Annotated in this window: 19 protein-coding genes; 3 read left to right on the forward strand and 16 right to left on the reverse strand. The window is 67.6% G+C overall.

Annotation, left to right across the window (positions count from 1 at the left end):
- Position 1: 1 nt before the first annotated feature.
- The 8 genes from ABD768_RS13805 to ABD768_RS13840 all read right to left on the reverse strand — a co-directional run bounded on the left by ABD768_RS13805 (position 2) and on the right by ABD768_RS13840 (position 12024).
- A complete protein-coding gene (locus tag ABD768_RS13805) occupies positions 2-2284 on the reverse strand; it encodes a right-handed parallel beta-helix repeat-containing protein (RefSeq protein WP_344840760.1) in 2283 nt (760 codons plus the stop codon).
- A 66-nt stretch (positions 2285-2350) separates the two neighbouring features.
- The gene (locus ABD768_RS13810) at positions 2351-3241 is read right to left on the reverse strand and encodes an aldo/keto reductase (RefSeq protein WP_343977287.1); all 891 of its coding nucleotides are present in this window, start codon (positions 3239-3241) and stop codon (positions 2351-2353) included.
- Positions 3242-3326: 85 nt separating this feature from the next.
- The gene (locus tag ABD768_RS13815; RefSeq protein WP_344840763.1) at positions 3327-5822 is read right to left on the reverse strand and encodes a LamG-like jellyroll fold domain-containing protein; all 2496 of its coding nucleotides are present in this window, start codon (positions 5820-5822) and stop codon (positions 3327-3329) included.
- 151 nt (positions 5823-5973) lie between these two features.
- Positions 5974-7083, reverse strand: a complete 1110-nt coding sequence (locus ABD768_RS13820) for a lactonase family protein (RefSeq protein WP_344840765.1) — start codon at positions 7081-7083, stop codon at positions 5974-5976.
- A 91-nt stretch (positions 7084-7174) separates the two neighbouring features.
- The gene (locus tag ABD768_RS13825) at positions 7175-8767 is read right to left on the reverse strand and encodes a CocE/NonD family hydrolase (RefSeq protein WP_344840766.1); all 1593 of its coding nucleotides are present in this window, start codon (positions 8765-8767) and stop codon (positions 7175-7177) included.
- Between the two features lie 86 nt (positions 8768-8853).
- Entirely contained in the window at positions 8854-9771 is a 918-nt protein-coding gene (locus tag ABD768_RS13830; protein ID WP_344840767.1) for an oxidoreductase, read from the reverse strand.
- A gap of 49 nt (positions 9772-9820) precedes the next feature.
- The gene (locus ABD768_RS13835) at positions 9821-11302 is read right to left on the reverse strand and encodes a M4 family metallopeptidase (protein ID WP_344840769.1); all 1482 of its coding nucleotides are present in this window, start codon (positions 11300-11302) and stop codon (positions 9821-9823) included.
- Positions 11303-11430: 128 nt separating this feature from the next.
- Positions 11431-12024 (reverse strand): TetR/AcrR family transcriptional regulator, encoded by a 594-nt coding sequence (locus ABD768_RS13840; RefSeq protein ID WP_344840771.1) that lies wholly within the window; start codon positions 12022-12024, stop codon positions 11431-11433.
- A 43-nt stretch (positions 12025-12067) separates the two neighbouring features.
- Here ABD768_RS13840 and ABD768_RS13845 point away from each other — a divergent pair, with 43 nt between their 5' ends.
- The 3 genes from ABD768_RS13845 (at position 12068) to ABD768_RS13855 (ending at position 15484) form a co-directional block, all read left to right on the forward strand.
- Positions 12068-13531 (forward strand): flavin-containing monooxygenase, encoded by a 1464-nt coding sequence (locus ABD768_RS13845; RefSeq protein ID WP_344840772.1) that lies wholly within the window; start codon positions 12068-12070, stop codon positions 13529-13531.
- Positions 13528-14319, forward strand: coding sequence for an SDR family oxidoreductase (locus ABD768_RS13850; RefSeq protein ID WP_344840773.1), 792 nt, complete (start codon positions 13528-13530; stop codon positions 14317-14319). Before ABD768_RS13845 ends, ABD768_RS13850 begins: the two co-directional genes overlap by 4 nt.
- Positions 14320-14380: 61 nt before the next feature.
- Positions 14381-15484: a winged helix DNA-binding domain-containing protein gene (locus ABD768_RS13855; protein ID WP_344840774.1), complete on the forward strand. Its 1104-nt coding sequence runs from the start codon at positions 14381-14383 to the stop codon at positions 15482-15484.
- A 143-nt stretch (positions 15485-15627) separates the two neighbouring features.
- Here ABD768_RS13855 and ABD768_RS13860 read toward each other — a convergent pair whose 3' ends face one another.
- The 8 genes from ABD768_RS13860 to ABD768_RS13895 form a co-directional block, all read right to left on the reverse strand.
- Positions 15628-16728 carry a M48 family metalloprotease gene (locus tag ABD768_RS13860; protein WP_344840776.1) on the reverse strand — a complete coding sequence of 367 codons (1101 nt, stop codon included), beginning with the start codon at positions 16726-16728 and terminating at the stop codon, positions 15628-15630.
- A 63-nt stretch (positions 16729-16791) separates the two neighbouring features.
- A complete protein-coding gene (locus tag ABD768_RS13865; RefSeq protein ID WP_344840778.1) occupies positions 16792-17931 on the reverse strand; it encodes a VldE C-terminal domain-containing protein in 1140 nt (379 codons plus the stop codon).
- 21 nt (positions 17932-17952) lie between these two features.
- On the reverse strand, positions 17953-18825 hold the full coding sequence (locus tag ABD768_RS13870) for a hypothetical protein (RefSeq protein ID WP_344840780.1): 873 nt from the start codon (positions 18823-18825) through the stop codon (positions 17953-17955).
- A 6-nt stretch (positions 18826-18831) separates the two neighbouring features.
- A complete protein-coding gene (locus ABD768_RS13875; protein ID WP_344840782.1) occupies positions 18832-20844 on the reverse strand; it encodes a TrbL/VirB6 family protein in 2013 nt (670 codons plus the stop codon).
- Positions 20841-23708 (reverse strand): ATP-binding protein, encoded by a 2868-nt coding sequence (locus ABD768_RS13880; protein ID WP_344840784.1) that lies wholly within the window; start codon positions 23706-23708, stop codon positions 20841-20843. Before ABD768_RS13880 ends, ABD768_RS13875 begins: the two co-directional genes overlap by 4 nt.
- Entirely contained in the window at positions 23708-24286 is a 579-nt protein-coding gene (locus ABD768_RS13885) for a hypothetical protein (protein WP_344840786.1), read from the reverse strand. The genes ABD768_RS13880 and ABD768_RS13885 overlap by 1 nt, the downstream gene beginning before the upstream one ends.
- Positions 24286-24573, reverse strand: a complete 288-nt coding sequence (locus ABD768_RS13890; RefSeq protein WP_164597436.1) for a hypothetical protein — start codon at positions 24571-24573, stop codon at positions 24286-24288. The genes ABD768_RS13885 and ABD768_RS13890 overlap by 1 nt, the downstream gene beginning before the upstream one ends.
- A 49-nt stretch (positions 24574-24622) precedes the next feature.
- Positions 24623-25726, reverse strand: coding sequence for a conjugal transfer protein (locus ABD768_RS13895; protein WP_344840788.1), 1104 nt, complete (start codon positions 25724-25726; stop codon positions 24623-24625).
- Positions 25727-25897: the final 171 nt, after the last annotated feature.

Raw genomic sequence — 25897 nt, forward strand, 5'->3', positions numbered from 1 at the left:
CCTACAGGGCGTGCCGGATCGCAGTTGCCTTCGTCACCAGTTGACTGGCCGCGGCCGCGGGGATCTTCGCGGGGGAATTGGCCTTCACCTCGACCACGAACGCGACCAGCAAGACCCTCGCGACCAGCTTGTTGTTCGCCTTCAGCGCGGTCCGGGTCTTCTCGAGCTTCAGCACCAGCGACGTCTCGAGCGCCTTCTGCAGGTGCAGCCCCTTCACCTCGGCGATCAGGTCGGTCAGCAGCTTGTCCAGGCTCGGCGTCTCGGCGAACTCGACCGACCCCGCGTCACAGTTGGCGCCCAGCGGGCGGGCCTGCAGGCGCTGGTCGTCCACGGTCGTGCAGCTGGCGACGGGTACCCGCCCACCGAGTGGGCTGGTCGCGGCGGGCAACCGGCCTTCGGGGTAGCCGTTCGACAAGGCGCCGAGTTGCGGGTCGGCGGCCGTGACCAAGTCGGAGGCGATTGTGCTGCAGGTGGCGTCGCGTAGTACGGAGAAACCGCCGGAGACGCCGTGGAAGGCGCCGCCGACGCCGGCGCACGCGGTACCGGTGATCGGCAGGACCAGGGCGCTGCGGCTGATGGCGACCGTGGCGGCCGGTACGGCGGCGATGTGCGCGCCCGTCGTCGCCTGGTCGTCGGCCATCGTCACGTGGGTGAGGTCGACGTGCGTCGCCGTGGTGAAGTTCAGCCCGCCGCCGGTGGTCGCGGTGTTGCCGTTGACGGTGCTGTTCAGCATGCTCGCCGCGATCGCCGAGATCCGCGCGCCACCGCCCGTGCCTGCGGCCGGTACGACGGAGTTGTCGTTGATCGTCGCCTTGTCGAACTTCACCGACTCCGCGGCCAGGTCGAGGCCGGCTCCGTTGGCCGCGTGGTTCCCGTAGTACTTGCCGCCGTCGAACGTGGCCTGGTAGGCGAAGCCGACCTTGACGCCACCACCGTTGCCGGTCGCCGTGTTGGCGGAGATGATCGGCTGGAAGCCGCTGACCGATCCCGCGCTGAAGGCGTAGACACCGCCACCATCGGTACCGGCCGTGTTGTTGCTGATCTCCGTCGAGTCCAGTGACATCGATGACGTCGGCACCACGTCCGGTCCGACCGTGAGGAAGGCCAGACCGCCACCACGCTGAGCCGCCGTGTTGCCGATGAAGCTGCCCTTGTAGGCACTGAAGTCGCCGACGCCGATCACCGCGCCACCGCCATCACCCGCCGAGATGTTGTTGTCGATCGGCGTCCGGTCGACGTAGGTCGAAGCGGTGTTGCCGCCGTCCTCGACCAGGACCGGTGTGACGGACAGCCCGCCGCCGGACACGGTGCTCTTGTTGCCAGTGATGCCCGACAGCATGATGTTGATCCCCGATGCCGGGGTGCCGCTGCGCTGAGACATCGACATCGAGATGCCGCCGAGCGCGTCGACCGCGGTCAGCCCGTTGTTGGCGACGCTGGCGGAGTACAGGTTCAGCCGGCCGCAGTTGACGCAGCGGATGCCGACCCGGCCGTTGTTCTCGACCTGGCTGAAGTTGAGTTCGGTCTTGTTGGCCGGGAAGCCCTGGCCGGTGTTGCTGATCCCGGCCCGGGTGTTGTTCGAGATCGTCGAGTTGTCGACCAGCAGCGGGTAGCCGTCGACGAGCGAGATGCCCGAGCCGACGTTGTTCGAGATCGTCGTACCGTCCAAGTGCGCCGAGCAGTTGTCACAACTCACGATGCTGCCGGTGTTGTCGTGCAGGTTGCTGTTGTTCAGCGTCAGCCGGTACGGCGTGATCCCGTGGTCGAAGCTCGACCAGACGACCGTGCCGCCCGGCGAGAGCACGTTGCGGATCTCGACATTCGACAGCAGCAACTCGCTGTCCGAGCGGACCGCGGCACCTTCCAGCGCGACCGCTCCAGGGTTCGGGCCACCGTCGATGATCAGGTCCTGGAGCTCGAGCCGGCCCGCGTGGTTCGTGCTGTCGATGATGCCGACCGCGTTGCAGGACTGGTCGATCGTCGAATTGTTGCCCTGGACAATGAGTTCGTGGCCGTCGGCATGGGTCAGCGGACCGGCGCAGTTCGTCAGCGGGTAGGTCAGCCCGGCGCCCAGCGAGATCGTGTCGTCGGCACCGTTCGCACCGGCCGTCGTGAACGCCTCCCGCAGCGACGTCAGACCGTCGCCGCCGTTGACGACGTCGGCCGTCGTGGTGACCGTGATGGTGGCGGCCGAGGCGACCGGCGCGGCGACCGCGACCAGGCCGGAGCCGAGCAGCCCGGTCAGCACGGCGGCGCGCAGACAGGACGAAATGATTCTGGACATGTGCCATCCCCCCACAGGAATCGAACGACCAGAATCACCTAGCGGGAGGTCACTGACAAGAGGTTGCTAGTCGAGAAGCCGGAGGAGTTCCTTGTCACGCCAGAGGTCACCAGGAACCGATTGCCGGACCAGCGCCGCGTCGGCCCGGATCTCGGCCTGGCTGGCCGCGCCGATCAGGACCGAGGCGACCGCTGAATGCCTGCCGGGGAAGGCCAGCGCGGCCTGCGGCAGCGATACGCCGTACCGCTCGCAGACCGCCGAGATCCGGCGCGCGAGGATGATCGCGGGGTCAGTCGTTTGTTTGGATTGGTCGACCTGCAGCACTTGCTTGCTCAGTACGCCGGACACGATCGCCAGCACTCCCCTGGCCTGACAGCGGTCGAGCAATGGCGTCGCCGACCGATCCAGTAACGAGTACTGCCCGGCGAGCAAGACCGCGTCGAGTTCGGTGTCGCGGACGAGCCGATCGAGTAGTTGCCAGTCGCCGGCCGCCGCCCCAACGGCGCCGATGTCTCTTTGAGCCCGCATTTCGTCGAGGACCGGGTAGGCCTCCTCGATCGCCTGCTGCCAGTGCTCTCCCGGGTCGTGCAGCAGGACCAGATCGATGCTCAGGCCGAGCCGCTCGCGACTCTCGGCCAGCGACCGGCGGATGCCCTCGGCGGAGAAGTCGGGGGCGCCGTCGATCGTCCGGCCGACCTTGGTGGACAGCAGGTACTCGTCTCGGGGGCGGCGGGCCAGCGCAGTACCGAAGCGCCTTTCGGAGCGGCCGGCGCCGTAGCTCGGTGCGGTGTCGAAGTACCGGATGCCGGCCTGGTACGCCGCGTCGATGGTTGCCATCGCGACCGCGTCCCCGGCCGGGTCCGGCAGATCACCGATCGGCGATCCGCCGAGCCCGAACCGGGGCAACCGGAACTTGGTCGAGGTCAACGGGCTGAGAACGTGGCTCGGAGCGGTCATCTGACTGGCCCTCCCTGGTCGGCACCACTACCAGGATGCGTGGTTTGCGACCGCCTCGCATCTCGAATCCGTTGACCCGCTTCGATCAGCGCCCGGAGGCGTACAGCGCGCGCACCTCCGCATCGTCGAGGGCCCGGTCGAAGAAGTGCACCTGGTCGACGGTGCCGTCCAGGTAGTCGACCGAGTTGCCGCCGAACTTCGCCCGGCCGATCACGGCATGGCCGGTCGAGGTCGAGTCGAGGCTGCAAGCGCTCTTGGTCGCGGCCAGCTCGCCGTCGACGTACAGCCTGAGCTCACCCTTCGCGGCATCCCGTACGCCGGTGAGGTGGTACCACTGGTCCGGGTTGGGCTTGGTCGGCGCGAGGGCGCGCTGGCCGGGGAAGCTCATCGCGAATCGCTGGTCGGCGCCGGAGTACTGCAGGAAGAAGGCACTGTCGCGATCGCCGTCCTGACTGACCACGGTCTGGAACGATCCGTCGGCCTTGTTCAGCTTCACCCACGCCGTCGCGCTGTAGTTGCCGGACGTGTCGAGCAACTGCGCGCCGGTGTCGATGAACTGATTGGACCCGTTCAGGGCAACGGCTTCACCGGTCTTGCCCGGGGCGAAGACCGCGCCGTTCTGCAGCGTCGCGTCGTTGGTCCCGACAACATCATCCGCGTTTCCATCGAGCGGGTAGAAGTGGATGCCGTCGGCACCTGGCGTGCCCGGTGGGAGCTGCGGCCCACTCGTGCCGGTGCCGTCAGCGCCCTTGATGATCGCGGTGTTCACCGCCTTGACCTGGGCGAAGTCCATCTTGGGGATCTGCCGGTCGTAGGTGAAGAAGCCGTTCAGCTCGCCCTCGACGTCGGTGATCTGGGTGTACACCGAGCCGCTGATGCCACAGGAGTTGGCGGAGCGCAGGACGTCGCGCTGGTTCTCGACGTACCGGCGGGTGAGCGTCGCCTGGTCGGGCGTCATCTCGTAGGCGAACCCGTCGCCGAACCACATGTGGTCGGTCGTCTTGAGGCCGAACCCGCCGTGCTCGCCGTCGACCGCCACCCGATCACCAGCCGGGGTGGACGTCGCCGGGCCGAGGTACGCGTGGTGGTCGATCATGTCGCCGCGGCCGGAGTCGCCGAGCGAATCGCAGCAGTTCATCCCGCTGTGCGCGTTGACGAGCCGGGACGGGTCCTGTGCCTTCACGCTGTCCGCGATCCGGCCGGTCTCGGCCAGGTCCCACTCACCCCAGCCCTCGTTGAACGGGATCCAGGTGGTGATCGAGGTGAAGCTCTTGTGCTCGTCGACCATCTCCCGCAGCTCGGCCTTGAACTGGTCACGCCACGGGCCGGCCGGGATCGGGTCGGGCTTGGCGGCCGGCATGTCCTGCCAGACCATCAGGCCCAACTGGTCCGCGTGGTAGTACCAGCGGTCCGGCTCGACCTTGATGTGCTTGCGCACGGTGTTGAAGCCGAGTTTCTTGTGCTGGACGAGATCGAAGGCGAGCGCCTCGTCGGTCGGGGCGGTGTTGAGACCGTCGGGCCAGAAGCCCTGGTCGAGGGTCGACAGGTTGAAGAGGATCTTGCCGTTGAGGGCGAGCCGGAGCTTGCCGTCGGCACCCTTCACCTTGCCGACCGACCGCATCCCGGAGTACGAGCCGACCTCGTCCTGGGTCTTCCCGCGGTCGATCAGCTTGACCTTGAGCGTGTAGAGGAACGGGCTGTCCGGTGACCAGAGCTTGGGGTTCTTGATCGGCAGCTCGAGCTCGGTGTCGGCCTTGCCCGACACCCTGCCGACGAGCTTGCTGCCGTCGTACGCCGAGGCCTCCACGTCGAGGCCGGCGGGGCCGCTGGTATCGGCGGTGATCTTGAGTGAACTGCTCGGCAGGTCGGGGGTGAGCTGCAGGCGGTCGATCGAGGAGGTGGCGACGGGCTCCATCCAGACGGTCCGCCAGATGCCGGAGCTGCCTTGGTAGAAGATGCCGTGGTCACTGACCTCGCGCTGCTTGCCGATCGGCTGGAACGTCTCGTCGGTGAGGTCCTCGGCCCAGACGATCAGTTCCTGCGGGCCGGACCGTTTGAGCACGTTCGTGACATCGACGTCGAAGCCGTCGTAGCCGCCGCGGTGGGTGGCGACCTGGCGGCCGTTCACCCAGACCTTCGCGTCGTAGTCGACGGCGCCGAAGTGCAGCAGCAGCCGCTGCCCCTTCCAGCTGCTCGGCACTGTGAAGGTCCGGCGGTACCACATCCGGTCCTCATGGCGCTGTACGCCGGACAGGGCCGACTCGATCGGGTACGGGACCAGCACCTGCTCGGCCAGCGTCTTGCCGAACGGCGGCGCCTCCCCCGTGGCCGCCGGGGCGAACTCCCAGAGTCCGTTGAGGTTCTGCCACTTCTTGCGGGTGAGCTGCGGCCTCGGGTACTCCGGGAGCGCGTTGGTGGGCGACACGTCGTCGGTCCACGGTGTGCTCAGCGGCGGGGTCCCCTTGTGCCAACCAGTTTGAGCGGCCGGTTGCCCGACTGCCTGCTGGGTGCCGGAGGCGAGCGCGGTCGCGGCCAGGAGGCCGGCGACCGCGGCTGCCACCGCGCGTCGTCTGAAATGCATGGGCTTACCTCTCGTGGGCGGAGAAAGGTCAGTCCACTGGAAACGCTTCCATGACGAAGCGTGACCGGGCGGACACGCTCGTCATTCAAGGCCGACGGGAACAAAAAGGCAAGAGTTCAGTCAGAATCAAACATCAGCTGACCGGTAGTGGTCAGCCTGGCAGGACGCAGACCGGGATGGGGGCGGTGAACGAGCTCTTCTGGGTCAGCCCGCCGGTCTGGACGTCGACCGCCAAGGTGGTGATGTTGTTCGATCGCTGATTGGAAACGAACATCAGCTTGCCGGTCGGGTCCAGCGTCACGTGGCGCGGCCAGTCGCCGCCGCAGGACGGCGTACCGATCCGCCGCAGGCTCGCTCCCCCGGACTCGACGGCGAAGATCGCGACGCTGTTGTGGCCGCGGTTGGTGAGGTAGACGAACCGGCCGTCCGGCGAAATGATCACCTCGCCCGGGTAGTTCGTCGGGCCCGCGGGGGCCGTGGCCTGGGCCGCCCCCGGGGTCACCTTGCCGGTCGCGCCGTCGTACTGGCAGACGGTGATCGTGCTGTTCAGTTCGGCGGCGACGTACGCGTAGCGGCCGTTGGGGTGGAAGGCGAGGTGGCGCGGGCCGGCGCCGGTCGTGAGCTTCGCCTGGCTCTTGAGGGCGAGCTTGCCGTTGGCAATCGTGTAGGTGTAGATCGTGTCGGTGCCCAGGTCGACGCCCAGGACGTAGTTGCCGGTCGGGTCCTGCAGGACTTGGTGTGCATGCGGGGCCGAGCCCACATGCTTGACCAGGTCGGTCCGGGCGCCGAGGCTGCCGTCGGTCCTGACCGGGTGGACCGAGATGTCGCCGGAGCCGTAGTTCGCGCTCAGGAGGTACTTGCCGTTGGCAACGAGAGCAAGATGGCAGGGCGCGTTTCCACCGTTGGGCTGGCGATTGAGCACGCGCAGATGGCCGGGTGAGTCGACCGCGATGGCGGTCACGCCGCCGGACGACTGCTCGTTCACGGCGTACAGGTTGCGGCCTGATGGCGAGAGGATCAGGAATGACGGGTCCTGGACGCCGGCCAGTACGCCGGTCGAGCTGAGCTTGCCGGTCGTTGCGTCGTACGACGCGATCCCGATGCCGGTACCACCGCCCGACTCGGAGGTGTAGGTGCCGAGGTACAGCGTGCCCGTGGCCAGGCAACTGGCGGTTGCCTGAGCTGGGGTCGTGACACCGACTGCTGCGCTGCCGACGGCAGCGGCGGTGAGTCCGAGGAACTGGCGGCGGCTCGTACCCATGACACATCCTCCGAGCAATTAGGTAATGATCCGACCACAAAGAGTGGCCTAGCTCGGCGGATGAGGCAATAGGCACAACCTAGGTTGCAAATTACGCAACTGGGACCGTCAGCGATGACGGGTTGCCGGCGGGCGAGCTGAAGGTGACCGAGCTGCCGAGGCTGCTGTAGCCGAGATAGCGCGGATCGACGGTGTCGACGACGAGCACCAGGTGATGCCCGGCAGACACCTCCCAGCTGGTCGCCTCGAGCCTCAGGTCGACGGTCTCGGGCTGCCCGGCCGTTGCCCCACGCAACGTGTACGGCTTGTGCGAGACGAGCGAGCCGACGCCGAGCGCGTCCACGTCGTACAGGTAGGCGAACAGCGAGGTGTCACTCGCGCTGGGCGTCACCGTCAGGTGCAGCTTCGGAGCACCGTTGACCACGGTTCTGCTGCTGTACGCCGGACCCGACCACACCCCGGCGAAGGTCCGATCGACGAGTGGCGTGGCGACGCCGACCGGGATCGAGAGCAGGCCTTGGAACGCACCCGAGAGCAGCGCGACGCCGCTGTCGGCGACCGTCGGAACGCCGGCGCCGATGCCGTTGGACCAGCCGGTGGAGGCCTGGGACTGCAGGGATCCGGTCCGCGACAGACCGGTCGGCTTGGTCAGGTACGAGGTCTTCTCGGTGCCGACCGACGCCCAGTCGGGGTAGCTCCGCCAGACGTTTCGCTGCGACTTCAGCTGGACCGGAGCCTCTTGGTCGGCGCCGTTGTCCGCGCCCGTGAGGAAGTGCCGCAGCCAGGGTGCGAGCTCGTCCCAGACCTCGTTGGGCAGGCCGATCGCGCCTGTCACCTCAGGGGTTGCGTGGTCGCCATGCGCGAGCAGAAGGCGCTTCGGCCCGGTCAACTGGGTGAAGAAGTCGGTGTACTGGCCGGGCGGGAAGATCGAGTCCTCGAAGGCGTTGGCCAGGAAGACCGCGGGGTGGTTCGCGTTGATCTGGCCGACCACGGTCTTGGCCGACCGGATGGGCGCGAGCGCCGTCGCGTCGGTGATCGCGCCGTCGAAGTCGCCGGTGATGAACTTCGTCTGCAGCGCCTGCATCTCCGGGCCCGGCCGGCCGGTGATGTTGCCGGCGGCAAGCAGACCGGCCACCGCTTGGAGACTGACGGTGTCGTTGGGGTGGATCGACGCGATCAGGTCGGCCCAGCCGCTGAGTGCGCCGACTGCCTTGATCCGCGGGTCGTGGGCGGCCGCGAGGAGCGAAACGCCGGCGCCGTACGAGATACCGACGGAGGCGACCCGGCTGGTGTCGGCCGGGGTGTGGCCGGCCGCCCAGTCGATCACTTCGGTGACGTCGGCGACGGTCGGCGGGCCGGCGATGTCGATCCCGCCGGCGGAGTCCCAGAAGCCACGGCTGGTGTACGAGATGACCTGGAAGCCGGCCGTGGCGAGTTTGCTGCCCTGGCCGACGTACTCGAGGTTCGGCACGCCCCAGCTCGACGGCATCACCACGAGCGGGAACGGGCCGGCGCCCTGCCCGGTCGGGGTGAGCACGACGGCCCCGAGCTCGGTCCCGCCGGCTCCGGGGATGCGCTGGTACGACGTACTGAAACCGGCCGCTTGGGTCTGGGCCTGCGCCGGGGCGGGAGCGAGGCCGATGCTCGCGACGAGGACTGCTAGGGCGACCACGAGTCTGCGCATCGATGACCTCCGGGCGGGGTTACTCCTCGGTTTTACCGAAGAGTAACCACGAAGTTACCGGTGTGTCACTAGTTCATTGCTCTCAGTCAGAAGGCGTTGACCCCGGTGGCCTCGGCAGACCAGGTCCAGAGGCGCTGGGCCAGTTCGGGGTCCTGGGCGGCCTTGCTCGGATGCACCAGCTTGGGCTTGCCGCGGAACTCGAAGAAGGACGGGCCGTAGTACGAGCCGGACGGTACGCCGGGCGTCGTCGCGGCGTACAGGCTCGGCCAGGCGCCGGCGGCTGCGGACTGGGCGACGAGGTTGGTGCCGATCGCGAGGAGGCGGGCTTCCAGGTTGGCGCCACCGAGTTGGGGGCCGGATGACTGCAGATGCGTGCGGGCGTAGCCGGGGTGGGAGCCGACGCTGACCAGGTTCGAGCCGGCGGCGCGGGCGCGGCGGTCGAGCTCGCTCATGAAGAGCAGGTTGGCGAGCTTGGACCTGCCGTACGCGTCCCACTTGGCGTAGCCGTTCTCGGCGCGGAGGTCGGCCTGGCGGACCGTGTTGACGGTCTTGTGCATGAACGAGCTGACCGTGACGACCCTTGGATTCTTCGCCTTGTGGAGCAGCGGCAGCAGGCGCGCGGTGAGAGCGAAGTGGCCGAGGTGATTGGTGCCCAACTGCAACTCGAAACCGTCGACGGTCTGCCGAAAGGGCGGTGCCATCACGCCGGCGTTGTTGATCAAGAGGTCGAGGCTGTCCTGCGATGCGCTGAAGCTCTTGGCGGCGTCTTCGACACTGGCCAGATCGGCGAGGTCGAGCGCGAGGACGTCCGGCTCTTTGCCGGTGGCGGCCTTCAGCTTCGCGGCGGCCTGCTCGGACTTCTCCGGATTGCGGGCGGCGATCGTCACCTCGGCGCCGTGCCTGAGGAGTTCGAGGGCGGTCTCGTAGCCGAGCCCGCTGGTCGCGCCGGTGACGAGGGCGCGGCGGCCGGTCAGGTCAGGGATGTCCGAAGTGCTCCAGCTCATGCGCCCACAGTAGTCGTGGGCGCATGAGCCTCGGCTCGTACTGGTCGTACTAGAGGATCTTGCGCGCCTTGAAGGCGGTGGTCACCTGGGCGGCGGCCGCCTTGCCGTAGAGCAGGCGTGCGGACTGCACGGTCACCCGGGCAGCGTCGGCGAACGAGGTGTCGGGCGCGTAGAAGAAAGTGCCCTGCAGGATCACCTTGTTGGCCTTGTTCCGGCCGAGTGCCTTCTGGATGTCCCAGAGCGCGTTCGACCAGATCTCGCCGTCGTCGTGCACCTCACCGTCGATGTCGTCGGTGGTCTTGCCGGTGTCGGTACGGCGCAGGCAGTGCTTCGGGCCATCCGTGTACGACGTCGCGTCCCAGTCCATCACGCACGGGATGTCGTAGCCCTTGCTGACCGGGATGGACTGCTGCACGGCCCAGTAGTCGCCGAAGCCCTCGCCGATCGCTCCCGCCTGCTCCGACTCGCCGAAGCCCGGGACGACGTCGTCCTGGATCGCGTGACCGTACTCGTGCCAGATCACCTCGGCGTCCTCGGCGTCGTCGACGCCACCCTCGCCCATCGTGATGACGTCGGTCGACGGGTCGTAGAAGGAGTTGTCGCCCTCGAAGGTGTTGATCGAGAAGTCCTGCGACTCGCTGTTCACGTCGCTGAAGCCGAGCGAGTGGATGTACTCCTGGGTCTGGTTGACCTGGTAGTACGCCATCACCTGCTCGAACTTGTCGTTGGCGCGCTGGTACACGAAGTGGTTGTTCTTGTTGACCGCCACCCCGCCCTTTGCCTCGGCGATGTTGACGTAGGTGCCGTTCAGCTTGCCCGAGCCGTCCAGGTTGCGCAGGATGACGTTCTTCTGCGCCAGGAACAAGGCGTTCTGGTTCTTGTCGTCCTGGTCGGTCAGGTCCTCGTTCTTCAGCGTGACGACCGGGTTCGGGTCGAAGACCGAGCCGGTGCCGTCGATGTTGTCGCTGATCACCTTCGACTCCACGACCGTACCGGTCTTGGCGTCGACCAGTGAGCGGCTGACGCCCTCGGTCGAGCGCGAGGTGACGTTCCAGACCAGCTTGGCGTTCGGTCCGCCGAGCACGGCCAGCTGGGCCGCGCCGGTGGCTGCGGCCGGTACCGGGGTGGCGTCCTTGCCGCCGGTGGTCCGGCTCCGCGCGGCGCGTGCGGTGACGGCGGTGTTGGCGCTCTTCGTCGCGGTGGCCGGGGCGACCTTCGCGCTGACGTCGAGGTTCGCCGGTACGGCGTCGCGGCCGTCGGTGATCTGCACCTTGCCCGACTTGTCGACGTGCTGCGCGTAGTACCCGCCGACGACCGGCAGGCCCTTGAAGGTCTGCTGGTACCAGTAGTGCTTGCCGAGCAACGAGGTCTTCGTCTTGATCAGCTTCAGGTTGCCCGGCACCGCGCTGGCGGCCGACGTGCTCGCCGGCGCTGCCCCCGCCGCGCTGGTGAACGACATCCCGAGTGCCAGCACCACTCCAGTGGTGGTGATGGCTGCGATCGCCTTCCGGCGACGCGACTGCTCCCTCATACTCATTCCCTCCCAAGGTGGGCGAACGACCGTGGTGAAACGACTACGATCCGTCGCGACCCTAGTTCGCCCGGCACCGTCAGGGGAAGCAAAACTTTGCGTGATCCCGGCTCGGCAAGGGAAAACATCTAGCGGTTGCCTCCTGCCAGCAACCGGATGACTGCCGGCAGGACATCGACGCCGACGTCTGGGTCGATGGCTCGCTGGACGCCCAGGCCGACGCCGAGGCTGAGCAACGCCGTGGCGCAGTCCTCAGCGGGCATGGGGAGAGTGATGTCGAACTCCTCGGCGTGCGTCGCGAGCAGCTCGGTGACCGCGGCCCGGATCTGAGCGTTGCGCAGGGCAAGCTCCCGGCGGACCACGTCGTCCTGCCGGGCCCGGGTCGCGAACTCGACCTCGAAGACCGTCCAGGCCACGTCGCCGATCGTCTCGTCGGCCCAGCGCTGGAACCCGTTGAGCATCGCTTCCAAGGTGGCGGCGCCGTCCAGCGCCTGGGCCATCTTGTGCGCCTGGTCGAGCCGGATCGCGTCGACCACGGCCAGGCAGAGCTCGTCCTTGTTGCGGAAGTTGGAGTAGACCGCGCCCTTGGAGAAGCCGGCCTCGTCGGCGACCTTCTCCAGACTGGTCGCCGCGTACCCGTCCCGCAGGAACAGCTCGATGGCGGTCGCGACGAGCGTCTCGCGGGTGCGCGCCTGGCTCTCCGCGCGGGTCAGTCTCGGCATCTTCACCTTCCATTAGTATTCAGATACTACTAGTATTTGAAATATGGCTGACCACGAAGTACTCATCGTAGGAGCGGGCGCCTCCGGCATCGGAGCGGCGATCCGCCTTCGTCAGGCCGGGATCACCTCCTTCGCCGTACTGGAGAAAGCCACCGCCCTGGGTGGCACCTGGCGCGACAACACCTACCCCGGCTGCGCCTGCGACGTACCGTCGGCGCTCTACTCCTATTCGTTCGCGCCGAACCCGTCCTGGACCCGCGCCTTCGCCGGCCAGGCCGAGATCCAGGCGTATCTGGAGTCGACGGCCGCGCGGTACGGCGTGGTTCCGCATCTTCGTTTCGGTGTCGAGATGCTTCGCGCGTCCTGGTCGGATGCTGATCAGCATTGGGAGGTGTCGACGTCCTCGGGTCCGGTGACGGCACGTGCGTTGATCACTGGGACCGGGCCTTGGCATGAGCCGTTGATGCCGTCGGTACCCCTTGATTTCGACGGGCCTTTGTTTCACTCCTCCCGGTGGGATCACTCCGTCGATCTGCGCGGCAAGCGGGTCGCTGTGATCGGTACCGGAGCGTCCGCGGTGCAGTTCGTGCCGGCCATCCAGCCCTTGGTGTCGTCGCTGCAGCTGTATCAGCGGACGGCGCAGTGGGTGTTGCCGAAGCCCGATCACTACGTGCCCTCGGCCGAGCGGTGGCTGATGCGGCGGGTGCCCGCTGCTCAGCGTCTGCTGCGTGCTGTGGAGTATGGCGGCATGGAGGCGTTGGGGGTCGGCTTCCGGCATCCGGCGGTGATGCGGCAGATCCAACGGGTGGGTGCTTGGCACTTGCGCCGGTCGGTGCGTGATCCGTTGCTGCGGGCCGCGTTGACGCCGTCGTACACGCTGGGGTGTAAGCGGATTCTGATGTCCAACGACTACTACCCGGCGGTTGCTTCTTCCAACGTTTCTGTCCACCCATCCGGTGTCGCCTCTGTGTCCGGCTCCTCGGTGGTCGGGGTGGATGGGTCCGTGACCGATGTCGATGTCGTTGTGCTGGGCACCGGGTTCAAGATCCTCGATCTGCCGCTGGCCTCGCGCGTTTTCGATGCCGCCGGCAAGAGTCTCGACGATCACTGGCAGGGGTCGCCGTCGGCGTACCTCGGTACGACAGTGAGTGGGTTCCCGAATCTGTTCAACCTGCTCGGGCCGAGTCTGGGGACCGGGCATACCTCGGCGTTCATGATCTTGGAGGCGCAACTCGAGCACACTGTTGCCGCCTTGACGGCTTTGCGGGATCGGGGCTGGTCGAGTCTGTCTGTGCGGCCGTCGGTGCAGGCCGCCTTCAACTCGGCTGTGCAGGCTGCCCTGCCGTCGACGGTTTATGAGACCGGTGGCTGCGCGAGTTACTACCACGACGCGAATGGGCGGAACAGCTTCAACTGGCCGTGGTCGTCGCGGCGGCTGCGGGATCAGGTCGGGCGGTTCTCGCCTGGTGACTATGCGATCCGTTCGGGTGTGGAGGTGGCATCATGAAGATCGACATCGGCCGGTCGGTGGTGGTGATCACGGGTGGGGCGCGTGGGATCGGGGCGGCGACGGCGTCGGCCTTCTCGGCGCTGGGGGCTTCGGTCTATGTGGGTGATCTGGACGGTCCGCGGGTTCTGGATGTGACTTCGCGGTCGTCGTACGCGGGCTTCGTCGACGCGGTTGTCGGGGAGGCGGGGCGGATCGACGTACTGGTCAACAACGCGGGCGTGATGCCGCTGGGGCCGTTCCTCGACGAGCCGGACGAGATCAGCCGGGCGACGCTCGACGTCAACGTGTGGGGGCTGATCCACGGGATGCGGCTGGTGGTGCCGGGGATGGTTGCCCGGGGCCACGGGCACGTGGTCAACATCGCTTCGATGGCGGGCAAGATTCCGTTTCCGGGGATGGCGGTTTACAACGCTTCGAAATTTGCTGCGGTGGGGCTCTCGGCAGCGGTGCGGCGGGAGTTGCATGGGACGGGGGTGAGCGTTAGTGCTGTGTTGCCGAGCGCAGTACGGACGTCCTTGTCCTCCGGAGTGCGGTTGGGTGGGATCTTGCCGACGGTGGATCCGGAGGACGTCGCGGCGGCTGTCGTGCGGACCTGTCGCACTCGTCGCGCCGAGACGCCGGTACCGGGCTTCCTGACCGGATGGGGGCTGCTGGACGGATTGGTGGCTGCACCGCTGATGGCCTGGTGCATGCGCCTACTTGGTGACGACCGGGGGCTGGCTGTGGATCCCGCGGCGCGGGCGGCGTACGCGGCCCGGATCGAGGCGTTCAGCCGCCGCGAGTAGCGGACTCGTCACGGCCTCTTCTGCTCCTAGTGTTGACCTCCCGCAAAGGAGAGGATCTGCCATGACCAAGCTGAGCCTGCGAGCCCAGAACCGGGCCACCCTGGACCGCCAATGGCTGATCTCCCGCCGGTCCGCCACTGCACTCGAAGCGATCGAGCACCTGGTCGGCATGCAGGCCCAGGCCCCCCAAGCCCCCTACGTCGGCCTCTGGACCCGCCTGGTCGACTTCGACCCGATGGAACTGGCCAACCTCCTCGAGACCCGCCAGGCCGTCCGCGGCTCCCTCATGCGAGCCACCATCCACCTGATGTCCAGCCGCGACTTCCTGGCCATCCGCGGCCTCATCCAGCCCCGCCTGGAACGCGAGGTCTACTCCAACACCACCTACGGCGGCAAACGCCTGGAAGGCCTGGACATGCAGTCCGTCCTAGCCGCCGGCACCGCCCGCCTCTCCGAGGCCCCAGCCACCGCCGCCGAACTCCGCGACCACCTGGCCCCCCTCTACCCAGACCGCGACGCCCCGTCCCTCGCCCACGCCGTCCGCTGCCTACTCCCCACCATCCAAATCCCACCCCGAGGCGTCTGGGGCAAATCCGGCAACCCCACCATGTCCACCGCCGACCTCTGGCTAGGCACCCCCATCACCCAAACCCCCGACGTAGACGCCCTAGTCCTCCGCTACCTAGCCGCCTACGGCCCCGCCACAGTCGCCGACGCCCAAACCTGGTCCGGCCTGACCCACCTGGCGGAAGTCTTCGACCGCCTAGACCTCCGCACCTACACAGACCCCTCCACTAACCGCCCCCTCTACGACCTCCCCGACCAGGCCCTCCCCGACGAGCAAACCGAAGTCCCCACCCGCTTCCTCCCCGAGTACGACAACCTCCTCCTCTCCCACGCCAACCGCACCCGCTTCCACCCCACCCCCGCTCCCCCCACCCGCCCCCTCCTAGAAACCCTCAGCAAAGGCTCCATCCTCCACAACGGCTACCTAACCGCCCTCTGGCGCCGCCCCAAACAATCCAAAAAAACCGAGATCCTAGAAATAGAACCCCTCACCAAACTCACCCCATCCACCCGCACCGCCATAGAAACCGAAGCCCAAACCCTCCTGACCTTCACCTCCCCCACAGCCACCACAACCGACATCCGCTTCCTCCCCTAACGCACGAACAGCCCGACCCAAAAGGGTCGAGCTGAACACGGCCGGCGATATGCTTCCAGCGTCGGCTGAGGTGCACCAACACCGTTGAAGCTGATCAGACCGCGGCGCATCTTCGGATCCGACTCCGTGCGCCGCGGTCTGCTTCAGAGGTTGGGAGTCGTCTCGAGAACGTGGATCCGATCGGTCAATGAGGGCCTGCTCGACATGAACTCAGCCCGACGAGTGCCGCGCTGCCCCAGGGTGTTCTGATGCTGCATCTGCCAACCGTGCAACACCTGCACCAGCGAAGGGCCGTAGCCGAGCTGTGCTGCCTTTCGATCTGCCTGCTTGACCTGTGCCCGGCTGACCCAAGCAAGGATCGGGGGTGCGATGAAAGGTGTGAGGAACAAGAACGGCCAGAGATACCCGTTACCAAAGATCAGTACCGCTGCCAGAACACCCGCATAACCGATGACCAGGAAACCGACGATGAAGCAGCCGAGCGCCGGAATTCTGCGCATCAGGCGTCCGAGTGCACGGACGCCGATGAGCGTGACCCGCGCCGGAATCGAGTACCAGAAACTCAGCAGGCTGAGCCACGCGCGGCCACCGAGGTGATGACCCAGTTCATGGGCAAGAACCGCCTCCAGATGCTGAACCGGGACGGTGTAGAGAGCCCAGCGAGTAATTGCGATCGTGTGTCCAGGTGTCGGCGTCGCATTGACGTCTTCTGATTCCTGGATCCAGATCGTGTAACGCTCCGGATCGACGCCGGCCCGACGAGCCAACTGATACCACCCGGGCCCGATCCGCTGCCGCTCGATAGCGGTTGGCAGCCGCAGTCGCAGCAAATGGCGAGCAATCAGCTCCTCTACCGGACGGATGAACGTCAATCCGCCCGAAATCACCCAGACCCCTATAACAGCCCAGCCGACGCTGGCCCCGAAGAATCCGCCTAGCCACCCGACGACACACAGGCTCCAGAAGAACCACGCTCCAGCAGCAGCCAAGGCAGAGCCGATACCTGCGTCCAGCCGGACCGGCCCGGGACTCCCCTGCGACAGCTCAGGTAGTTGTCCACCCGGGAACTGCCCTGGCTGCGGGCCAGGCGGCAATTGATTCCATTGCTGGCTGCCGTAGGGAGGATTGCTGCCCGGGCCTTGCGATTGAGGGTTCGGGTACCCGTACGGAGGCGGCACCGCAGGGAAAGGCTGGTCGCCGCCAACTGGCCCTTTGTTGTCGAACGGGTCGGGCGGGCCGCTCATGGGTTGCGCTCCTTGTCGGGTCGTGGCCTTCGGGTCTCAACGTTAGGCACGGGTTGGCCGGTCTTAGTAGAGCGACACATGGACGTGGTCGAAGTGGCCGCCGGTGACGTCTGTGGGGACGTAGACGCCGCCGCCGTTGTACGGGATCCAGGTGCCGCGTTTGGCGGACCAGATCTTGCCGTACCAGATCACGTAGTGGACGCCGGTCTGCGCCGCTGTCTGTACCGCCCAGTTGGCGATCCGGTCTCCCTCGGCCTTGATCGGCGCCGACCGTCGGGAATCGCCTCCGACCATGATGTCGCAGGCCTTGCCGCGTGGATGGTCGCTAGTCGGGTTCCAGGCGTGTGCGTCCCAGCAGCTCATGCTGAGCGTGCCTAGCGACTTGCGTGCCAGAGCGACCCACGCGGCGGTGCGCGGCGTCACCAGGCCGCCGGTTCCGGTCGGATCGGCGATCGTCTGCTGCTCAGGCGGCCACACGCCGTTGACCGGCTGGCCGGAGATCAGTCCTTGTCCACATTGGCTGTTGTCGGTCAGCGCCTGCGCATCGTCGCCGCCACCGGGTGGCGCGCCCGCGCGACCGGCGTACGGATCACCGGGGCGATTCAAGTTGATACCCGCTGAGGCTGCGATGCTCTTGGCCGCCTCCTCGTGTTGTCCGTAGGCATCCGGAAAGCCAGAGACTTGTACTGCCTGAGCTGCATCGTTGTAGGACATCGACGGCCAGCCGTTGATGTCGACCAGGCCTGGCGGGTCTGGCGGATTGACCCCGCCGAAGAATGCTTCCGCCGCGTAGCGAGGGTCCATGATCTGTTCCACGCTTCCCCAGCCGGCGGCTGGTCTCTGCTGGAAGAGCCCGACGGAGTCGCGGTCGCCGTAGGAGAGGTTCTGTAGCTGCGACTCCTGCAAAGCGGTCATCAGGGCGACCAGAGTGGCTTGGCCGGGTAGTCCTCGTTTGACCGCCACGTCGTCGATGATCCTGGCGAAGGCGATCTGGTTCTGACGGAGCTTCACGCTGGTGTTGGCGTCGCCCGCCTGCCCCGGCGCGAGTGGCAGGCAGGCGGCCTGAGGCTTGCCCGAGGCGCCGAACGGCGCGAGCATCAAGAGGCCGACCACCCCGACCAGCGCCATCGCTGAGACAGCCTTGAGAACCAGGCCCGCGCTCATCAAGCCGCCGGCCCGAGACGCGTTACGAGCGTCGAACATCTCGGCCTCCTCTCGCGATCCTCATGGCCCGGTGCCGCCGGAGACCTCACTGATCAGCCACTTGCCCTCTTCCGAGATCACGGTGATCAGCAGGGGAACGTCGAATCGCTGAGGCTTCGTACCGGTCGTCTGGATCGTCACCGTCAGCAGACGGGTGATTCGGATCTCGGTATCGACCGGCGCGACATCGGCCCGGGGAGCACTGACCACGGCCGCCACCACCGTCGACCGGCCGTTGCTTGCCTTCAACGCGTCGTACGTCGAGTCACCCGCGGCGGCGAAGCTGGCTCCGACTCCCGGCGTCACATACTCAGCGGTCTTGTTGATCAGCTGTGAATAGCTCTCGGCCGCCGGATCGCGGGTGTAGAAGACGCGAGCCCAGGTCTGGATCACCTTCACCGCATCGGCGATCGCCGTCGCCGGCGGACGACGGGTCTCCGGCGGCGGCGTCGACTGAGTCGGGGTGACGGTTGGCTGCTCCGAGATCGAGGTCGAGGTTGTGTCCGAAGCGGTCGGCAACGGGACCGGCCGGCTCGTCGGGGTCAACAACCCAACCGGTTGCTTGTCGTCGTCGCCACCGCCCAGGATCTTCGGCAAGCCTCCGCCGAGCCCGAGGATCACCACCATCACGATGACCACGAGCACGACGATCGCCGCAGGCGAGACCGGCTCCGCCTGCCGCTGGCTCCGCAGCCAAGCCATCCGCGCCGCGTGATCGTCGCGACGCCAGGTCTTCTTGGCGCGCCGTCGCTCGCGACCACTGAGCTCGTCGAGCTCCTCGGGATAGTCGTAGTCGTTGTTGATGACGGAGCGCCAGCTGTCCGGCTCCGGCGGAAGAGGACGCTGACCCGACTGCCGCGGATCCGGGTCCTTGTCGCGCTTTCTACCAGCCATCGCCCATCACCGACGTTTCGGGACGTGCACAGTCACGCCGTCCTTCGTGAACTGCGAGTACTCCCTGAACCGGCGCTGCTTCGCCGAGGTGGGCCGTCGGCGCGACGTCCCCTTCGGCGGGCCGTCCCGCAGGCTCGCGGACTGCACGTAGGAACGCGGCTCGTAGCGAGGTTCGCTCACCGGTGCAGCTTGGATCCGCTTCGAGTGACGCGCGGGGCGCTGAGCATCTGACGGAGCAGGTCGCGGCGCCTTTGCCGCCGAGGGACCGGCGGCCGCCGTACCTGTGCCGACCGAGATCGTTCGGCGACCTTCTCCGTGTGTCTGCGTCCGCATCCGCGAAAGGCTCAAAGCAGACGCCTTGCGCCCGGACCCACCGCCACCGACGCTTGCTGCTTCGGACGTAGCCAACCCGGCCCCACCAGGCCCGCTTGCTCCTGCGGCCCCCACCGTGTCGGTCCTCCGTCGCTCCGCGCCGGTTGTCAGCTCGTAGGGGCTCCCACTTCCACCAGACACCGCCGATCGCCCGACCGTGCCGATGGCCGGCGCCTGCCGGAAGACCCGAACCGTAGAAACGCGCTGCGTGCCGCTACCAGGCTGAGTGGACCGCTCGCGATTCCGTTCCGACGGCGTCGGCGAGGTGACACCCCTGTTGCTGATCGCGCTGGTCAGACGCTGGATCGCGCCGGTCGCTCCTCGGCGTGCAAGGTTCCCCAGCATGATGCTGCCGGTGCCAGGGCGCATCATCGTAGTCAAGCTGTCGAGGAGACGTCGTACGCGGACGCCCACGATCAAGACGCAGATCGCGAGACCTGTGACCGGCAGCCAGCCAAGGCTAGCGCTCAGGCTGAAGACGGCGGTGAGCAGCGTCAGCGCCGTACCGAAGATGAGCATTGCCAGGAAGGACTGCAGGACAAGGCCTATCAGTGCCTCGAACCAGTTCAGCCCCCACTGACGTGGTCTGCCGGGGATGATCCAGAGACACGCAAAGAACACCCCTACGACCAAAAGCAGCAGACAGCCTATGAAGGCCATCAGGGCTGTGAAGGCCAAGGCAATATTCAGGAAGGCGAAGAGCGTCGCCGCGATCGCAGCGATCATCACCACGCTCACCCGGCCGAACGGATTGTCACCCTTGAGCCACTTGACGGTCGGCGCATCTCCGCCGCCTTCGGCCGGTGTGACGACGTCATTGACGTACTTGGAGCGAGCGTCCGGGTCTGTGCCTACATCCAGAAGCCCCTTGCCATAGCGCTCACAGGCATCAATCGACCCGAACTCCGCGATGCACCAAGGCGTCACGACGAACCCACGCCAGCTGGCATCGGCAGACTTACGCAACAGCGTGTCTTTCGGGGTACCGGTGAAGCCGGGCTCCGGCCACGGGACGGGCGTCTGCATGGTCGAGCCCATCGCGTCCGACGATGCCGTCATCACCGCACCTGCACCGAGCTGCCGGGCACCGTCCACACCGCGGATCCACGTTCCCGGCGCCAGCGCGAAACTGATGCTGAGGAGTCCCGCAACGAAGACCCAGAGCAGCTGGCCGAGCGCACTTCCCGACGTCTTTCGCTGGGTGTAGGCGGCAACCGCGCCGAATGCCAGGGCCGAGGGCAACAACCATCCGGCCAGTTGCGTACCAGTGGCCCCTACAGTCGCGGATGTCGCAGTCGTCAGCGACGTCACATCGGTGAACGAGAACAACCACCACCCGACGGAGATGGCCGCGCGAGTGATCGCGGTGACATACATCATCACGATCAGGGCGTAGCCGTTGAAGATCATGTTGAACGAGTCAGTGATGCCCTTGTCGAATTCCAGCGTGTACAGCATGGGGCTGTAGGACTCGAAGAGGGTTCTGCTGTCGCCGTGGGTCAGGTCGGGGGTGGGGAGGAGGTCGCCGAAGCCGGTGGGGTTGGTGGGGCCCGTGTGGGGGTCGGCGGCCATGGCGACCTGGGCCGTGACGATGAAGGAGATCGCTAGGACGGTGAACGCCGTGCGGAGACGGCGAGACCATCTCATGCGACGTGTTCCTTCTTGCCGGGGCCGTTGCCGTTGGAGTTTGTCGGGTCGGGCTCGTTGGCGGGGTACATCGCTTCGTTGTAGGCGGCTTCGTCGGCTTCTTGGTCGTAGACCTCGTCGGGGCCGATTGGTTCTTCGTAGCGGGGTGGGTGGTGGTGGTCCACGCCGTTGGGGGCTGTGCCGTTCGACGGGGCGGGGGTGTCGGTGGGGGCGTGGTGGTTGGAGGTTTCTACTACCGGGACCGATGGGAGGGGGGTGTCCTGGACCGGTTCCTGGGTGTGGGCCTCTGCCTGGGAGGCGGCGGCCGCGGCTGGTTGGAGGGCGGCGTCGGCGCGGTCTTCGTCGTCTTCGGCGAAGGGGTCCGGGTCCTCGTAGGGCGGGAGGATCGGCTGGGTGGGTTCGAGGTCGTGCTCGGACTCCGGGGTGGTGCGGAGGAGTTCGGCTACGCGCTGGCTGGGGATGTCGATCTGGACGGTGGCGACCTCGTCCCAGCGGTCCCGCATGATGCAGTGGCCGTGGCGGATGGACTTGCCGTTGGCGGCGGTGTTGATGCCTCGGACGAGGGTTTGGTACGGCGCGGTCTGCGGCCGGCCCAGCAGTTCGAGGAGCGAGTCGACCTGTTCGCGGGAGCGGAGGCTGAAGGCGAACAGGGTGGTGATCTGCTCGACCAGGCCGGGGAGCTTCAGGATCGACGCCGGGTCCTGGGTGTCCAGCACGAGCGAGGCGCCGAGAGCACGACCGACTCGGGCGATGTAGTCGAGGAACGATGCGCCGTCAGGCGTCTTGGTCAGCAGGTGGACCTCGGGGACGATGACGACCTTCGAGCGGCCGCGGAACTCGCGACGGCCGGTGGTACGGACCATCCAGGCGAGGCAGCCGCGGAGGCAGGCCATGCCGACGCGTTCGATCGGCGACCATGACTCGGGCGCCGACTCCGGCGAGGGCAGGGTGAGGCCGGGCATCTGTACGACCCAGAGGCCCGGGTTCGTCGTCAGTGAGGACAGGCCCGACGGCGGGCCGGCGACGACCGAGCCGAGGCCCGTCTCGACCAGGTCGCGCAGGGCGAAGCCGACGGTCCGGGTGGTCTCCGACTCGGCCGCGCACAGTCGCTGGATGACGCCCCACGAGGACGGATCGGGCGACTGGATCTCCGCCCGAGTCGCCGCCATGACGGGCGCTTCGGCTGCACCCCGCAGATGCGGCGGCAGCAGCAACATGAGCTGCGACGGCGCCTGCAGCAAAGCGTCGTCCACAGGCAGCACGCGCAGCAGGTCAGCAGCACCGGAGAACTGGGCGGTGATCTCGATGACAGCAGTCGGTACGCCGTACTCCGCGGCGACCGCCGACACCCCAGCAGCATCACCCTTCAGATCCAGAAGCGGAACCCAGGCCCCTGCGAAGGCAGAATCCAACCCGCCCAGCATCGCCGCAGTCGTCTTCCCTCGACCCGACCGGCCGAGGAACAGCGTCGTCGTCGCGTCACCCAACGCCGACCCGGCGGCCGCGTCGAAACGCACCAACCCAGGCGTGGACCCGGTCAGATACCCGATCGCCGGACCGGTCGCGTCACCGATCGACGCCCCGCCCCAGAACCACGAGCCGAAGAACGCCGTCGACTCGCGCACGTGCCCCAGATCGGGCACCCGGAGCTGGTCGCCTGGCAGCGATTCCAGCCACAGGTCCCGCTGCTCGTCCGCACCGGCGGCCACCGTGATGCCGCGGTCCGCGTAGTGCGCGATGACCGCGTCGACATACGCGTCGAGGTCCTCGCGAGTGTCCGCGCTGACCAGCAGTCGCGGGTGGTCCTCGACCAAAGTCAGGCCACTGCGGTTGATGTCCCGCTTGACCTCACGCATGATCCGCTCGGTCTCGACGATCTCGTCGGCCGTCTCCTCGGCGGTGCCCTTCGCGGCCGACCGGCGCTGCTCCTTGGCCGACTTGCGGGTCTCGTCGACGAGGTGCCGCGCGGTCTTCTTGGTCAGTACCCGGAACCGGACCGAGGCCTCGACGGTGACGTCGATCTCGTCGCCGTCGTCGTCGATCGCCTTGATCTCGGACAGCGTCCGCAGCCACTCCCCCGCGCCCGGGGTCTCGAGCTCCTCGGGGAAGTCGGTCATCGCCAGCACACTCGTGTACGCCGCGATCTGGCCGCGGGAGTCGTAGATGCGCAGGTGGTCGGTGTAGGGCACGACCCGGCCGGACGTCAGCCGCGCCAGCGAGGCGCCGGTGATCAGGCCGCGACGCGGTGCGGCCACCGCGCCACGGTGCATCTCGCGGCTGATCAGCCAGGAGATCACCTCGGCCGGCGCCGTGTGCGCGCGCCAGACGGTCGAGCCGAGCTGACGGGCGAGCTTGTGGACGCGCTCGTCCAGGTGCGCGAGCTCGCGCGCGCTCACCCGCCACGAGGTCGTGCCGAGGGCGTCGCTGATCGAGCCGCGGACCTGCGCGGTCGCCCGCGGGTCGCGGTCGCTGAGGTGCACGCCGAGCGCGACGTACCGCTCCGGCATCCGCATCTCGTCGATCCGGTCGGCGCGGGTCTGCGCCCAGCCCTCGTGGTCGCCGATCCGGTAGTGGCCGGCCACGCTGTCGATGTAGTCCAGACCGGTCGAGCGGCCCCAGACCACCTTCAGATGGCTGAGCCGGTCGCCGAGGATGGTCGCGGCGGCGCTGACCGCGGCGTCGAGGGCGGCGTCCTGCTCGCCCTCGGTGGCCAGGTCGGTGTTCGCGACCGAGATCAGGAACCACGCCTCGGCGCTGCGCTCGGTCACCAGCAGACCGTCGGCGATGGCGACCAGGCGAGGCGGCGGCAGGCCGCGCTCACGGCCGACACCGACCAGGTTCAGGAGCTTGTCCGCGATCTTCATCAGTGCCCCTTGTTCTTCGATCGGCTGAGCCCGGACGACGTCCTGCGACTGACCCTCTGCACGTGGTCAGCTCCGAGCAGCCGGGCTCGTTGGTTCACGGTGATCTCCGCGCCGGCCCGGACCTGTGGGTCGAGCTCCACCACGTCCTCGCGTTCCCATTCCGGCGTCACCCTGGCCTTCGCCAGGTTGGCCACCTTCTGGGTCGCGACGCGCTCACGCCATGGCAGGTACTCCGTCTTGTCGGCGGCCCGGGCGCCGAGTCCGATCACCGGGCGATGGGCCCGCAACGCGTAGCGGACGGCGAGCGCCCACTCGGTCACGCGGCGGCGGCGTTCGTGGTGTTTGCCCGCCCGCCAGCCGAAGGCGGTGATCACGAACGGCGGCACGATGTACAGGCTGACCGTGGCCTTCTGCGGCACCCCGATGAACGGGACGAGCAGAGCGATCCAGACGATGATGATGACCGCGCCGAAGATGATCATCCGCCGGCGGGCGCCTTCTCCCAGATCGATCCCGAGCAGGTCGTACTGCCGGGTCTCGATCTCGAAGTGGTGGGTCAGGGTGCGGCCGACACGCATCAATTACCTCCGGCCAGCAATCCCCAGAAGCCCTTGAGCACGTTGATGGTCTGGTTGTTGGCGTAGATCAGCCCACCGACCAGCACGCCGGCCGCGATGTGACCGAACAGCTCGCCCCACTCGCGCTTGAAGTAGTGGCCGATCGCGCGCAGCACGAGGATCGCGATGAAGATGTTCCCCGCGATGACCAGGACCCAGTCCTTGAAATCCGCCCCGGTGGGGACGTTGCTGTCGGCCATCGGCGCGGTCAGCTCCACCACGCTCGCGACGAGTTGGTGCGTCATCATTGCGGTATCTCCCTTGGTGCTCTGGTCATCCGACGGCAGTCTGCTGTGGTCATCCGACGGCAGCCACTTGCCATCGCTGTGCCCCGTCCGCGGCGACAGTACGCCGAAGAGTGAGCGTGTAGGTCTGCTTGAGGGTCGCGTCCCCGGCCCCGTCCCAGGTGACGGCGGCCGTGGCCCGGCGCTCGTTGTCGTCTCCGGTGTAAACCTGCCACGATTCCAGGTCGTCCAGCTTGACGACCCCGTTCAGGCTGTGGATAGCCGCACCAGGTGCCGCCACCGCCTCGACCTTCTCGTCGGATTCGGCGTAGGCGCTGAAGAACGCCTCGGCATCCTTCGACGTGGCCGCGGTCAGATCGTCGTCCGGCTGACCGGTCCCCGGCATGTTGTCGGGCAACGCTGCCCGCTCGTCGGCGACGAAGGTGGGCGGGCCGCTGGCGACGACCCGCGATGCCGTCCGCGCCACCGGCACGGAGACCCTTTGCCACGTGTAAGGGCCGGGCACGAAGGTACGGCCCGACTTGGTGAACGCCCGGACCTGCACCCGGACGTCGACGACCGCCGTGACGCCGGACGGGTCGACCTTGACCTCACCCGGGTATGCCTTGTCGGCGGTCTGCTTGCCCTGACCGTTCCAGCCCGCCCGGGCGTCCAGCTTGTCGGCCAGGTCGAGGGCGATCGAGGCCGGACGGGCGTCCGGGTTGGTCTCGTCCCAGTTCAGGTACGAGACCGCGTACCGGGTCGCGACTGCTCTGGCCTCGTCGGCCGGGAAGCCGGACTGGGTGGTCTGGCCGCCGGTCGTGGTCGAGTTGTTCGGCCGGACCCAGGACCGCACGCCGCTGATGGCAGCGAGCAGCAGAACGGCCACCACCAGGCCGCGGAAGAATCGCCGCGCCCAGGTGGAGAAAGAGGACTCGGGCTCGGTCGCCCAAGGAGTCTGACTCGGCTCGAGAATCGGCTCGCGGACCGGCCCGGGCGCCGCGTGGGCGCCGTGCGGTGATCGCTGCCGAAGCCGCTCGGGCTGCCTGGTCCCGCCCTCCGGTGGCTGCCCGGTACTACGGGCTGCCGCCGACGACTGACCAGGAGGCGCACCCGGAGGCGCTTGGCCGGCCGGGGGCTGGGCGCCCGGCTGCTGCGGGCGACGCGGAGGGGCCATCACACCACCGGAGTTCGGCGGTTGGGGTTGGCTGTACTGCGCTGCCACCCCCTGCGCCTGGCGAGGCGTGGGTGACACCGGTCCATCGGGGTGGGACCACCACTCCGGTGCGGTGTTCTGCGGGCGTTGTCTGCCCGACCTCTTCGTGCGCCGTTGGTCCGCCCAATGCTC

Origin of the sequence: Kribbella ginsengisoli (genome assembly GCF_039537185.1) — a bacterium.
Lineage (GTDB): Bacteria > Actinomycetota > Actinomycetes > Propionibacteriales > Kribbellaceae > Kribbella > Kribbella koreensis.

Bases quoted from the DNA above. Each gene is read 5' to 3' on its own strand.
- ABD768_RS13805 (WP_344840760.1), bottom strand. From the start codon at position 2,284: ATGTCCAGAATCATTTCGTCCTGTCTGCGCGCCGCCGTGCTGACCGGG.
- ABD768_RS13810 (WP_343977287.1), bottom strand. From the start codon at position 3,241: ATGACCGCTCCGAGCCACGTTCTCAGCCCGTTGACCTCGACCAAGTTC.
- ABD768_RS13815 (WP_344840763.1), bottom strand. From the start codon at position 5,822: ATGCATTTCAGACGACGCGCGGTGGCAGCCGCGGTCGCCGGCCTCCTG.
- ABD768_RS13820 (WP_344840765.1), bottom strand. From the start codon at position 7,083: ATGGGTACGAGCCGCCGCCAGTTCCTCGGACTCACCGCCGCTGCCGTC.
- ABD768_RS13825 (WP_344840766.1), bottom strand. From the start codon at position 8,767: ATGCGCAGACTCGTGGTCGCCCTAGCAGTCCTCGTCGCGAGCATCGGC.
- ABD768_RS13830 (WP_344840767.1), bottom strand. From the start codon at position 9,771: ATGAGCTGGAGCACTTCGGACATCCCTGACCTGACCGGCCGCCGCGCC.
- ABD768_RS13835 (WP_344840769.1), bottom strand. From the start codon at position 11,302: ATGAGGGAGCAGTCGCGTCGCCGGAAGGCGATCGCAGCCATCACCACC.
- ABD768_RS13840 (WP_344840771.1), bottom strand. From the start codon at position 12,024: ATGCCGAGACTGACCCGCGCGGAGAGCCAGGCGCGCACCCGCGAGACG.
- ABD768_RS13845 (WP_344840772.1), top strand. From the start codon at position 12,068: ATGGCTGACCACGAAGTACTCATCGTAGGAGCGGGCGCCTCCGGCATC.
- ABD768_RS13850 (WP_344840773.1), top strand. From the start codon at position 13,528: ATGAAGATCGACATCGGCCGGTCGGTGGTGGTGATCACGGGTGGGGCG.
- ABD768_RS13855 (WP_344840774.1), top strand. From the start codon at position 14,381: ATGACCAAGCTGAGCCTGCGAGCCCAGAACCGGGCCACCCTGGACCGC.
- ABD768_RS13860 (WP_344840776.1), bottom strand. From the start codon at position 16,728: ATGAGCGGCCCGCCCGACCCGTTCGACAACAAAGGGCCAGTTGGCGGC.
- ABD768_RS13865 (WP_344840778.1), bottom strand. From the start codon at position 17,931: ATGTTCGACGCTCGTAACGCGTCTCGGGCCGGCGGCTTGATGAGCGCG.
- ABD768_RS13870 (WP_344840780.1), bottom strand. From the start codon at position 18,825: ATGGCTGGTAGAAAGCGCGACAAGGACCCGGATCCGCGGCAGTCGGGT.
- ABD768_RS13875 (WP_344840782.1), bottom strand. From the start codon at position 20,844: ATGAGATGGTCTCGCCGTCTCCGCACGGCGTTCACCGTCCTAGCGATC.
- ABD768_RS13880 (WP_344840784.1), bottom strand. From the start codon at position 23,708: ATGAAGATCGCGGACAAGCTCCTGAACCTGGTCGGTGTCGGCCGTGAG.
- ABD768_RS13885 (WP_344840786.1), bottom strand. From the start codon at position 24,286: ATGCGTGTCGGCCGCACCCTGACCCACCACTTCGAGATCGAGACCCGG.
- ABD768_RS13890 (WP_164597436.1), bottom strand. From the start codon at position 24,573: ATGATGACGCACCAACTCGTCGCGAGCGTGGTGGAGCTGACCGCGCCG.
- ABD768_RS13895 (WP_344840788.1), bottom strand. From the start codon at position 25,726: ATGGCCCCTCCGCGTCGCCCGCAGCAGCCGGGCGCCCAGCCCCCGGCC.